The following is an 11563-nucleotide window of genomic DNA, read 5'->3' as shown; positions in this document are numbered from 1 at the left end:
GACATACGATCGCAGATGAGTCGCCTCGACAGTTTCATCCGCAGGATGACCGCACAGCGCGACATTCTCGATCATGTCTGCCCAGAGGTGGCGAAGATGGAGGGGCCGGTGCTCGAGCTCGGCCTCGGCAATGGCCGGACGTTCCACCATCTGCGCGAGCGCCTGCCCGGACGCCGAATCGTGGCGTTCGACCGCGCGCTGGCCGCACATGCCAGCTCAATTCCCGAAGCGGAAAACCTCGTGCTCGGCGAAATACGCGAGACGGCGAGCAGGTTCATTGGCATCGAGGCCGCTCTTGTTCATGCAGACATCGGCACCGGCTACGAAGATCGCGATGCAGTGACCGCTACCTGGCTTCCCGACCTGGCCGCGCGCCTGCTGCGCGTCGGCGGTATCGCGGTCAGCGGCACGCCGCTCGATCACCCACTGCTGCAACGCCTCCCGCCGCCGCCTTCGGTGCCCGCCGATCGTTATTTTATCTGTAGGCGCGTGTGAGGGGCGGAGACGGCTCAGATCTTCAGGGGATCGTGTATACCGCTATCTCCCGCTCGATGCCGCGCAGCGAGACCTCGTGGGGCACGGGCGTCAGCGCGTTCCTGTGCAACAGATCGGCGGTGAGATCGTCGTCGACAACCGCGCGAGTGGCGAAGATCGCCTGTGCGTTGGCAAGGTTCTGGACCCGCGAAGCAATGTTGACGGTCTGGCCGAAATAGTCCTGTCGCTCGTTCATGGACACTGCGATGCAGGGGCCGGCGTGAACTCCGATCTTGAGCAGCAGATCCTCGCGCCCGCTCTTTTCATTGAGCGCACGCATGGCATCGCGCATCCTGAGGGCCGCAGCAATCGCACGATCGGGCGTCGCGAAGGTCGCCATCACCGCATCGCCGATCGTCTTCACCACCGCACCCGCCTCCGCCGCGACGATTTCGTGCAGGACCTGGAAATGCTCGCGCACGAGATCGAAAGCCGAAAGGTCGCCCACCCGCTCGTAAAGCTCGGTCGATCCGCGCAGGTCGGTGAACAGGAAGGTCAGGCTGGTGATCTTCAGGCGCTGGTTGATGTCGAGCGTATCCGCCCGATAGAGATCGCGGAACGTCTGGTTGGTGAGCAGGCGCTTGGCGGTCAGGAAGGGCCGGCGCTTGCCTATGAAATCATGCAATAGCTGGCCGGCGATGAAGACCGTCGGCAGTACGCGGGTGTCGGTCCTGTTTTCCAGCGAAATGCGCAACGGGCCAGGCTGCATCTCCAGCGTCTGGTTCTGGACATGGTCGCGATCGAAGACCAAAGAGAGGCCTCGGCGCTCTTTTGTTGGTTCGCCCTTCCCGTCGATGAACTGCACCGAATGGGTCACCGGCTCGAAGACGATGACGAATTCGGACGGAAGCTGTACGGGCAGAACCGCCCTTTCACCGGGCGCAAGCTCAATATCCTCCAGTGTGAACGCTTCCATCTTTTCCGCCAGATCCCCTTCCGGCAGATCGACGCCGGACCCCCAGTAGATCTGGCGGAAATATTCCACCATCGGCAGTTCGTTTGGGTTGTGGGCGGCAATCCGGCGCACGCGGGGACTGACGGTGAACGTCACCTCGACCATCTCGTCGAGGGTCGGCGAATAGCCCTCGGAGCACAGCGCGCAGGTGTATTCGTCCTTCTGCACGGTTTTCAGCGTGGCATTGGTGTCGAGCACGCCGCCACAGCCGGGGCACAGAACATTCCAGGAAATGTCGAAGATGCCTACCCGCGCCGCATGGAGAAAGGCGCTTACGGCGCGTTCCTCGTCGAGGCCGTGCTTGCTGGCGAAGGCCAGCGCATTGATGCGGCAAAGTTCGCGGTCGTTGCCCTTGGTGATGGTTTGCTTGATCGCGTCGATAGCCAGCGGATCGACGTCGGTCGATTGCCGCAGAAGCGAGAACAGATCCTGAGCTTCGTTCATCGTGCAGGCTCCGGAAAATGCGTCCTGAGGCGTGTTGACCGGACCGCTCCTTGGTCCGAGCCCTCCATCTTACTGCGAAACGGACCGTACGGCCATTCGAATAGACAAGCCCGGTGACAGTTCAATCTCCATTCGGCGGATTTTCACCGGCCGCAAGCGGCACTATGATGGTCGATAGGCATTCAGCTCTGGGACTCTCTCCCATGCCGACATCCGACAACCCGCGATTTCCCGCGGCCCTGCGGCTTTTCTCGGCGGTGGTCATCATCGTCCTGATCGTAGGCGCCGGCCTGTTTTTTGCGCCTGAGTTGGTCAAGCCGCGCTGGCCCTGGGCTGTCACGCCGTTCAGTGCCCGCTTCCTCGGCGGCTTCTATACCGCCGAAATGGCGGTGATGGCTGCGCTGCTGGTCTGGAATCGCTGGTCGCCCGGCAGGCTCGTGCTGGTCATGGCCTTCATCTTCACAGTCATCGTCTCAGTGGCTTCATTCGTCAATCTCAGCTATTTCAATTTGGAGCGCAAAGCGACCTGGCTCTGGTTCCTGGTCTATCTTGGCTCGGCCGCGGTATCGGGGCTGTTCTTGTGGCGGGCCAGGGCCCGTCCTTCAGCAAAGGGCGTGACCTTAAATCCCTCATGGCGCGGGTACATGTCGTTGGAAACGGCGACACTTGGGCTTTATGGCGCCGGCATGTTGCTGTTTCCCAAGATAGTCAGCAGCACATGGCCATGGCCGGTAGATCCCTTCCATGCCCAGGTCTACAGCGCCATCTTCCTCGCCGGCGCGGGCGGTACATATCTCGTCCGGAGAAGCGCGCCGCGCGAGGAACTGCTGGTGCTCGGCCTGGCGCAGTTCCTGGTTGGCCTGCTTGCCATCCTTGGCCTCGTCATCACCGACGCTGCGGTGCACCGGATAGACTGGACGGCGACCCGGACATTGTGCTGGCTCGCCCTTTTCGGCTGGATCGGCATCAGCGGCGTCTTCAAATTCTACGCCGCCTGCCGGTATTTTAGCTCGCGATCGGCATCATAGGTTGCACAGACGGCTGGATTTTCAGGTCACGTCCGGTGCATCGTGCCGGGCCGATTGCCTTCGCCGGGGAACGCCATGACCAGCACCTCGCCATCCCCAGAGAAAATCCAGCCGCTGCTGCGAGCCGTCCGGCCAAGCGATGCGGAGGCGCTTTGCGCTATCTTCAACATGCCGGGCTTCCGCTGGGGCACGTTCAGGATGCCGTTCGAGATGGTGGAGCAGGTGGAGCGGCGCATCGCCAAGTCTGGCCAGGAAACCACCTGGATCGTCGCGGAGTTGGACGGCAAGGTGGTCGGCCATGGCAGCCTGGTCGTGCAGGGTTCGCCGCGCCGTTCGCATATCGGCGAGATCAATATCGGCCTTGACGATGCCTTTGTCGGCAAGGGCATCGGCTCTGCCATACTTGGCGCGCTGCTCGACGTGGCCGACAACTGGCGGGCCCTGAAGCGGGTCGAACTGTCCGTCTATGCCGACAACGAACCGGCCATCCGTCTCTACACACGCCACGGCTTCGTGGTCGAAGGCCGGCATGTGAAGGCCGGTTTTACCGACGGGCAGTACCACGACCTCCTGAGCATGGCCCGGCTACGGTTCTAAGTTCAGCTGTTCAGTAGGACAGAGGCCACTTTCGTCTCAGCTGATGCAGCAAGTCCGGTCTCCCTTGGCGTTTGCACCACAAGCGGCTAGACGGGACCAATGACCGCCGCCTTTGACCCAGCCCCCGCGCCTCCGGTGGAAATTCTGGCCGTGCTGTCGCTGCTCTGCCCGGAAGTCGCGCGTGACATCGAGCAGAACTGGAATGCGCCGGTTTCCGATTACGCCCGCCATCTGTGGCGGCCGGTGGCAAGGCCTGCATCAGGGCCGGCGATCGCTGCCCGCTCGATCCTGCGCGACGTCCTGCATCAGCGCCTCGGTGTGATCATGCAGCCTGAGGAAATCGGCAAGGCCCTCGATGAGTTCGAACACAGACCGGTGATTCAGTCCGGCCTGCACTGCCTGCTTCTGATGGACCGGATCACCTTCGACGCCGTGCTGCTTGCCTGGCTCGGCGCGGTCGAGAACGGGCTTTCGGCCTTCTTCGGCTTCATGGGAACGACGATGACCATGGAGACAATTGGCCGGGAGGGACCGGGATGGCTCGATGTCGGCGACGACAAGGTCAACCTGTTTGGCATGGGGCGCCACAAACTGTGCCGCAAAAGCGCCTGCGTGGCCGGTCCCGTCTCGCTCAACAAGCGCGCGCTCGAGGCGATAGGCGATGAAACGGACGCCAGCCGCTGGCTGGGCACACTGCTTGCCAGCCGGGACAAGGTGTTTGGAACCGCCGCCGATGCGCTAACAGCCCTCAACGAGAACCTGGTCGCCGATTGGGATCGTTGCGGCATGGCATTGCCGGTCTTCATCGATGACCGGCTCGCCGCGGCTGCCATGGCGCGGCATCTGGAATATGACGGCAGCCTTCTTTCCAGGCTGCTCCTTGAACCCGCAAGACGCCAGCGTCTCGAACATGCCTTGCAAGCGGCCGCATCGGGTCCATTTGGCAGATTCCTGCCCAATGCCACGGACTATTTCTGGGGCATCCGCGAGGAGCGCGTGCGCAAGCTCGTCCTCGAGAACGGCCACATAATCGAGCCTGACAGGCCGCATGGTCTTTCCATCCCGTTCGAGCGACCGCATCTCAAGCAGGCGCTGTTGGACGGCGTGCTGCTGCCGAACCTGTTCCTGATGTTCCTCGTCCTTGCCATATTGCCGCGCGTGCGGGTTGTGGGCGGCCTGAGACAGATTGGCTATGTAGCGCTTTTCCACTCGATCCTGCTGGCTGCGCTGGACGAAAACGCCCCTGAAGAGCGCGATCTTGCCGCGGAGCTTAAGGTTCGGGAAAATGCCTGGGGCACGCGGGTCATCGATGAAAAGGTCTCGGTGCGCGAGCAGCTTGCCGGCTTGCCGGAAGGAGCGCTCTTCCCGGCCCTGCTGCGGCAATACCGATCGCGGACGTTTGCAGAGACGACCGAAGACCTGAAACTGGTTCGCGAAAACGCCCGATGGCGCAAGATCGGCCAGGCAAAGATCAAGGAGACCTGACCTCCACCTGTCATGGCACGATAGCGGCCTTGCGGAGCCCCTCCACCACGAGTTCGAAATCGGCAGGATTCTTGTAGGGCAAGACTTTGCGACGGTAGTCCAGCGAATAGTCGGGATTGACGCGAAGCACCTCCTGCCATGCCGCGCGGGCCTCGGCGAAACGGCCCAAATGGCCGTAGCTGGCGGCCAGAAGCGCGCGCGAGACGTCGGTGACGGCGTTGCGAGCCAGCCGTTGCATCAAGAGGTCGACGGCCTCTTCGTACCTTCCCAGTTGAAACAAGGCCAAAGCCTGGAAGTGCAGAAGCACATCCGGAAAGTATGGATTCAAGGCCTTTCCCCGGGCGTAACTCTCGAGCGCCTCCTCGGATCTGCCCGAATAGTACAGCGCCTCGCCGAGAATCACTTGCCCTTCGGCGAAGTTCGGATTGAGGACTATCGCGCGCTCGGCCTCGGTGAGGGCCCCATCGTGCCGTCGTGTGTACAGCTTGACGATAGCCAGCGCCCAGTGCGCCCAGGGATCGCTGTCATCCAGCGTTACCGCTCGCGTTGCTGCCTCTTCCGCTTGCGCCATCGATTCCGGCGGCGACGCGCTCCACCTGTTCAGGTAATCGAGACCGTGCGTGAGGGCGAGGAAGGCGTGGGCAGAGGCAAACTCCGGGTCCTGTTCGATGGCACGTTGCAAGAGGTCGCGGGCTGCGACGTTCGTCTCCTTCGTCAGCCGGTACCACAGCTCTCGGCCCCGCAGGAAACGGTCATACGCCTCGATGTTGCGCGGGTGCTCGGGCGCCAGTCGCTGACGGTCACCCTCAGTCAGATTGAGCGCCAGCGCAGCGACGATCTGCTGTGTCACGTCGTCCTGCACGGCGAAAATGTCGGTCAGGTCGCGATCGAACCGCTCCGCCCAAAGATGGCCGCCCGAGGTTGCGTCGATAAGCTGGGCGGTGATGCGCACCCTGTTCCCGGACTTGCGCACGCTGCCCTCGAGGACATGCCGCACGCCGAGCTTCGCGCCCACCTCCTGCACATGGACGTTCTGGCCCTTGAAGGTGAACGACGAATTGCGTGCGATGACGAAGAGCTGCGACAGCTTGGATAGCGCCGTGATGATGTCTTCCGAGATGCCGTCGGCGAAGTAGTCCTGTTCGGCGTCACCGCTCATGTTGGCGAACGGCAGGACGGCGATCGACAGCTTCGGCGGCGCCGGCGCCGGCCGGCTCGTTGCGGTTTCCGGGATCGCGGCCGCCTTGGTCCCGGCGCTGCCGACTTGCAGCGAATAGACCCGGATCGGCTCGGCGATGTTCTTGAGCTGCGTGCTGCCGAGATCGCTGACCGAAAGGTCCAGCCTCGCCTTGACCTGGCGATAGGCATCCTCGGACAGGCAGATGGCGCCGGGCGCCGCGACGCCCTCCAAACGCGAGGCGATGTTGACGCCGTCGCCCATCAAGTCGCCGTCGCTTTCTTCGACCACATCCCCCAGATGGATGCCGATCCTGAACTCGATGCGGCGGTCCTGCGGCACGCCGGCATTGCGCTCGACCATACCGTTCTGAACCTCAATGGCGCAGCGCACGGCATCCACCACACTGCGGAACTCAACCAGCGCCCCATCCCCGGTGCGCTTAATCACCCGCCCGTGGTGCACAGCGATGATCGGATCGATCAGGTCGCTGCGCAGCGCCCGCAACCTCGCCAAAGTCCGGTCTTCGTCCTCGCTCGCGAGCCGGCTGTATCCGACCACGTCTGCAGCGAGGATTGCGGCTAGCTTACGACTCTCGCTCAAAGGTCCGTCTCCTCAGCTCCACGATAGCAGGAAGACGCAGGGTAAGGAGGAAATTTCGCAAACGCCGGCGATGCAGCCGCTCGAATCGGCGGCGCTCCGCCACGGGAACCCGCACGGATCGCTCGATGCCCGTTTGCGCTGCCGCTTGCCGGTCGACGTCAATCGGTCCATCTTTGCGAATACCTGGCCGTGAAGGTGTGTAGCGAGATCACGCCGTCACGGCCCCAGTGAGGTCTTGTTCGATGGACTGCGCGGGCTGCGGTTTCGAGGTTGAGGGCGGTTACGCCTTCTGCCCGAAGTGTGGCAGGCGTCAACCCGTGCCGTGCGCCAGCTGCGGCTACATCTGCGCGCCCGATTTCGAGTTCTGTCCGAAGTGTGGGGCAAGCGTCGGTGCGCCCGCAAAAGCCGGCGAGCGGCCTGCTCCGACACTGGATCGGACCATTGTGCCGCCTTCTCGAACTTCGTCGCTGCTCGCGAACATCGAAAGCGCGGAAGGGCTGCATCCCGTCTCCGACGCCGATCGCCGGACGGTAACGGTCCTGTTCGCCGACCTCTGCGGCTTCACGACACTCAGCGAGCAGCTCGACCCCGAGGTGATGCAAGCGTTGCAGAACGAGCTGTTCAAGGAACTGACCGCGGCCGTGCGAAATTTCGGCGGTTTCGTCGACAAATTCATCGGCGATGCACTGCTGGCATTGTTCGGTGCGCCGGTCGCGCATGAGGACGATCCGGAACGTGCGCTTCGCGCCGCTCTCGACATGATCGCCCGGACGGCGCGGCTCGGCGAACGCGCCCCCCACTCCGGCTCGCCTCTGATGCTGCACATCGGCATCAACACCGGTCCGGTCGTTACGGGAGGATTGGGCATCGGCGCCGCCAGATCCTATTCGGTGACCGGCGACACGGTGAATACGGCGCAACGCCTGCAATCTCTGGCCGCACCGGGTCAGGTGCTGGTCGGCGAACTCACTCACAGGCTGACCCGGCATGCCTTCTCTTACGAGTCGCTGGGCGATGTCGTGTTTCGCGGCAAGGCTGGCAGTGTGCTCGTCCATCGACTGGACGCACCGCTTGCGGCGCCGCGGGCAGCGCGTGGACTCGAGGCGCTCGGCCTCGGTGCGCCGATAATAGGTCGTGGCGCGGAGCTCAATAGAATGCTGGCGAGCCTTGACCAGGCGTGCGGCGGCTCGGCCCAACTTGTCCGCCTCGTCGGAGAAGCCGGGATCGGGAAATCGCGCCTGGTGAAGGAATTCGTCACCCGCGTCGGCGACGAGGATCGTTTTCGCAACGTCGCCGTGCGGCAGGCCACGTGCTCACCGCTGGGCGAACAATCATTCGGTGCCTTGGGCGCAGTGATGCGCAGCGCCGCCGGGATGATGCGAAACGACAATGGGGATGAAATGCGGGCGAAGCTCGCAGCCTTGCTTACCGATCTCGGCGTGCAGGGCGAGGAGGCGAAGCGGCTGATGCCTTTGCTCTACCATGTGCTTGGCCTTGGCGACCCCGATGCGACCTTGCAGCATGTCGAGCCCGAGCAGCTGCGGCGGCAAATTTTCTACGCAGTCCGCACGATCATCGAACGGCGGCTTGCGTTGTCGCCGCTGTTGATTGTCCTCGAAGACCTGCACTGGGCCGACGCCGTGTCGCTCGAGGCATTCCGTTTCGTGATGGACAGGCTGGAACGCACGCGGTTGATGTTGCTGGTCACGCATCGCCCGGCGCCGGACAGCGGCCAGCTCGATTCAAGTCGGGTCAGCCATACAGCGCTCAGGCTTTCGCCGCTCAGCAGTGATGAGGGACGCAGCCTGCTGGCTGCGCTTTTCGGCGAGAGCTGGGTAATCTCCGCAGGCGGGCTTATCGACCAGATCCTCGAGCGCGCGGGCGGCAACCCGCTTTTTGTGGAGGAGATCGTTCGCGGCCTCATCGATCGCGGTGTCCTGGTGCGCGAGGGCCAGCGATGGCGGACCGTGGCAGGCGAAGTCGCAACCGATATTCCCGCCACTATCCAGGCAATGCTGCTTGCTCGCGTCGACCGGTTGCCGCAGGAGGTGCGCCGGCTGGCTCAGGAAGCCGCGGTGATCGGCCCGCGCTTCGATGCCGCGCTTCTGAAAGCCGTGACCGCCGACCCGGGCCGGCTGGAAGCCGGCTGCGAAACGCTTTGCGATGAGGAAATCATCGAGGAAGTAGCAGGATCAGGCTCGGTCTCGTCGCAAAGCTACCGCTTTACGCAAACATTGCTGCAGGACGTGATCTACCAGAACCTGCTCCTGCAACGCAGGACGGACATCCACGGGCGGATCGGTGGTGCCTTGGAGCAACTGTGCGGCGACAAGCCGGAACGGTTCGAGGATTTGACCGTGCTCGGTCATCACTTCGCACAGAGCGCCGAGCGGGAGAAGGGCGCGCATTACCTGCAGGCGGCGGGCGATCGCGCTCGCATGATATACGCCAACGATGACGCCCTTCGGTTCTACGAGCGGGCACTGACCGCATTGGACGCGCACGGGCAAACGCCGCTAAAGCTGGCAATTGCGGAACGCATTGCCGATTTGAGCGGCCCGGCAGGGCGGCGCGAGATTGCCCACCGCCACTACGAGACGGTACTGCAGGCATATCGCAAGTCAGCCGATCGTGTCGCGTCGGCTCGCGTTTTGCGTAAGATCGGTCGGCTGCTCTGGGACGTGGGCAAGCGGGGCGACGCAGAATCCCGCTATGCCGAAGCGGCGGCGCTCCTCGACGGAGCGGATGCCCCGATCGAGCAGGCGCATCTGTGGCAAGAACGCGGCAGACAGGCGTTCCGCAGCGGAGATCACGCTCTCGCGGCAAAATGGGCGGACGCGGCGCTGGATTGCGTACGCACCCTGACAACCGAGCATGCCCCTCAGGTTGGATCCGATGCCACGCTTGTGACCGCCGAGGCACTTAATACCAAGGCTGTCGCGCTGGCTCGCCTTGGGCGAAACCACGACGCCGTGCGCCAGGTTGAGCGCAGCATTGAATTGGCCGAAGCCGCCGGTCTACTTGGCACGGCCTGCCGCGGCTATACCAATCTCGGCGTGCTTTACACGACCATCGATCCGGCACAGGCGATAAAGGTCTGTCGGCGCGGTCTTGAAGTGGCGCGCCATATTGGTGATCTGGGTTTCCAGGCGCGCCTCCTCGCCAATCTGGCGGTCGCTTGTTGCACTTTCACGGATCGCTGTCCGACGGAGGGCGTGCCTGCTGCCGAGAAAGCCATCGAGATCGATAAGGCGCTCGACCAGCGCGAGCACCTGCCGGTGCCGTTGATCGTGCTTGCGCAGATCCACCAGTGCAACGGCCGTCCGGAGCTGGCGGTTGGCTTGTTCCAAGAAGCACTGGACGTGGCCAGCGAAACGGGCGAGCCCCAATTGCTGTTTCCGTGCTATGATGGGCTGGCAACGCTTAACCTCGACCTCGACAATCTGGCCGAGGCCGAACGCTATTTTTCCCTGGCGCAGGGTGTATGCGCCCAGCACGGGCTCGACCCGGAAGCGCTTGTGGTGCTGCCTTTTCTCGACTAGCCGGAGGGAGGTTGGAAATGTCCACGCGTAGTGACTTGGTGCCGCTTCAACCGGGCGACCGTGCGCCGAACGTGGTGCTCGACGCCATTACCCAGGAAGGCAAGATCGCGCTTGACGATTTTCGCGGACAAAAACCGGTGCTGGTCGGCCTGTTTCGAGGTTTGCATTGTGCGTTTTGCCGGCGCCATATCGCTGCCCAGGCGCGGCTTGATCCGGAACTGCGCGAAAGGGGCGTAGAGAGCCTGACGGTGGTCAACACGCCGATCGAACGGGCGCGTCTCTATTTCCGCTACCACCCGATGCCGAATCTGCTTGCGGCCTCCGATCCTGAACGCGCTTCACATCGTGCCTTTGGACTGCCCAATCTCGAATTCACCCAAGACGAGACGAACTGGCCGTACAAGGTCTCGATTGCAGCGGCAAAGGATATGCGGGTCGACATACCAGGCGAGTTGCCCGGTCCAATGGATCCTTTTGCGGCCAGCGAATTCCTCGACAAGAAGGACAATTACGAAGTGACCGAAGCCGACGAGGAGATGATGGCGACGGGACACGGACAACTGATAGGCCAGTTCCTGCTGGACCGGCAGGGGATCGTCCGCTGGAGCTTCACGGAGGTGCCGGAAGGTGGGCGATACATGTTTGGGGCGCCAAACCCGCGGGAGCTGATGTCAGCCGTGTCCCAAATCGCTCAATAGGGACCGTTGCAGGCGTATGCTGCGGCGAAGCAGCTAGTTTTTTGGCCGGCAGGGCCGAGGCAACGGCTAACAGTTTGTGGCACGCAATCGCGCCTATCCCCCCATGATGCGATAGACGGTTGCATCGCCTCCTCGATGAAGTCGTCGAGGTCGGTATCGCCCGATACGTCGCACAGGCCGCAGACGTAATGCGTCTTGAGCGTGCGCAGGGCGCCGAAACTGTCGAAGCACCATCCCGGATTGGGGACAGAGCACGTCCCAGCTCATGTCGAACAGGCCGCAGCGGGCGGCGTGAAGGAAGAGGTCGATTGCTTCAGGCTCGGCGATTGCGCGGTCGCGGGCGAAGGCCAGCGGATTGACGCGATAGAGCGCCTCGTCGTCGCTGCTCCTGATAAGCGTTTCGAATTTTGAGATGACGCGCGGGCTCCAGGCTCGCGCTTGCTCGATCTCGGTCATCTTGCGTTCGAGAAGACGATCGTCGACCACCATCACGGCGGATC

At 63.0% G+C, this 11563-nt stretch carries 8 protein-coding genes and 1 pseudogene; 6 read left to right on the top strand and 3 right to left on the bottom strand.

The window, feature by feature from the left end; all coding sequences use genetic code 11:
* The first annotated feature begins 15 nt into the window (after positions 1 to 15).
* Positions 16 to 495, top strand: a complete 480-nt coding sequence (locus F3H96_RS21595; protein WP_149803737.1) for a class I SAM-dependent methyltransferase — start codon at positions 16 to 18, stop codon at positions 493 to 495.
* 22 nt (positions 496 to 517) lie between these two features.
* Here F3H96_RS21595 and F3H96_RS21590 read toward each other — a convergent pair whose 3' ends face one another.
* A complete protein-coding gene (locus tag F3H96_RS21590) occupies positions 518 to 1933 on the bottom strand; it encodes an adenylate/guanylate cyclase domain-containing protein (protein WP_149803736.1) in 1416 nt (471 codons plus the stop codon).
* A 203-nt stretch (positions 1934 to 2136) separates the two neighbouring features.
* Between F3H96_RS21590 and F3H96_RS21585 the strand changes: the two genes are divergently transcribed.
* The 3 genes from F3H96_RS21585 to F3H96_RS21575 all read left to right on the top strand — a co-directional run bounded on the left by F3H96_RS21585 (position 2137) and on the right by F3H96_RS21575 (position 5043).
* A complete protein-coding gene (locus F3H96_RS21585) occupies positions 2137 to 2961 on the top strand; it encodes a hypothetical protein (RefSeq protein WP_149803735.1) in 825 nt (274 codons plus the stop codon).
* Positions 2962 to 3036: 75 nt separating this feature from the next.
* Positions 3037 to 3558: a GNAT family N-acetyltransferase gene (locus F3H96_RS21580; RefSeq protein WP_149803734.1), complete on the top strand. Its 522-nt coding sequence runs from the start codon at positions 3037 to 3039 to the stop codon at positions 3556 to 3558.
* A 99-nt stretch (positions 3559 to 3657) separates the two neighbouring features.
* Entirely contained in the window at positions 3658 to 5043 is a 1386-nt protein-coding gene (locus tag F3H96_RS21575; protein WP_149803733.1) for a hypothetical protein, read from the top strand.
* A gap of 10 nt (positions 5044 to 5053) precedes the next feature.
* Here F3H96_RS21575 and F3H96_RS21570 read toward each other — a convergent pair whose 3' ends face one another.
* On the bottom strand, positions 5054 to 6823 hold the full coding sequence (locus F3H96_RS21570) for an adenylate/guanylate cyclase domain-containing protein (RefSeq protein ID WP_149803732.1): 1770 nt from the start codon (positions 6821 to 6823) through the stop codon (positions 5054 to 5056).
* A 242-nt stretch (positions 6824 to 7065) separates the two neighbouring features.
* Here F3H96_RS21570 and F3H96_RS21565 point away from each other — a divergent pair, with 242 nt between their 5' ends.
* Together F3H96_RS21565 and F3H96_RS21560 are read left to right on the top strand one after the other, a co-directional pair.
* Positions 7066 to 10365, top strand: a complete 3300-nt coding sequence (locus tag F3H96_RS21565) for an adenylate/guanylate cyclase domain-containing protein (RefSeq protein ID WP_188131491.1) — start codon at positions 7066 to 7068, stop codon at positions 10363 to 10365.
* A gap of 17 nt (positions 10366 to 10382) precedes the next feature.
* Positions 10383 to 11063, top strand: coding sequence for a peroxiredoxin-like family protein (locus F3H96_RS21560; protein ID WP_149803731.1), 681 nt, complete (start codon positions 10383 to 10385; stop codon positions 11061 to 11063).
* A 131-nt stretch (positions 11064 to 11194) separates the two neighbouring features.
* Here F3H96_RS21560 and F3H96_RS21555 read toward each other — a convergent pair.
* Positions 11195 to 11555: pseudogene (locus F3H96_RS21555) on the bottom strand (DUF5939 domain-containing protein); the annotation flags it as partial.
* Positions 11556 to 11563 lie beyond the last annotated feature (8 nt).

It is taken from the genome of Mesorhizobium sp. NFR06 (assembly GCF_900115245.1).
GTDB lineage: Bacteria > Pseudomonadota > Alphaproteobacteria > Rhizobiales > Rhizobiaceae > Mesorhizobium.
The sequence above is the reverse complement of the archived record's forward strand: the minus strand, read 5'-3'. Positions and strand labels throughout refer to the sequence as shown.

What these genes read in the sequence shown, in the direction of transcription:
- F3H96_RS21565 (WP_188131491.1), top strand. Translation starts at nt 7,066, where the DNA reads ATGGACTGCGCGGGCTGCGGTTTCGAGGTTGAGGGCGGTTACGCCTTC.
- F3H96_RS21560 (WP_149803731.1), top strand. Translation starts at nt 10,383, where the DNA reads ATGTCCACGCGTAGTGACTTGGTGCCGCTTCAACCGGGCGACCGTGCG.
- F3H96_RS21590 (WP_149803736.1), bottom strand. Translation starts at nt 1,933, where the DNA reads ATGAACGAAGCTCAGGATCTGTTCTCGCTTCTGCGGCAATCGACCGAC.
- F3H96_RS21585 (WP_149803735.1), top strand. Translation starts at nt 2,137, where the DNA reads ATGCCGACATCCGACAACCCGCGATTTCCCGCGGCCCTGCGGCTTTTC.
- F3H96_RS21595 (WP_149803737.1), top strand. Translation starts at nt 16, where the DNA reads ATGAGTCGCCTCGACAGTTTCATCCGCAGGATGACCGCACAGCGCGAC.
- F3H96_RS21580 (WP_149803734.1), top strand. Translation starts at nt 3,037, where the DNA reads ATGACCAGCACCTCGCCATCCCCAGAGAAAATCCAGCCGCTGCTGCGA.
- F3H96_RS21575 (WP_149803733.1), top strand. Translation starts at nt 3,658, where the DNA reads ATGACCGCCGCCTTTGACCCAGCCCCCGCGCCTCCGGTGGAAATTCTG.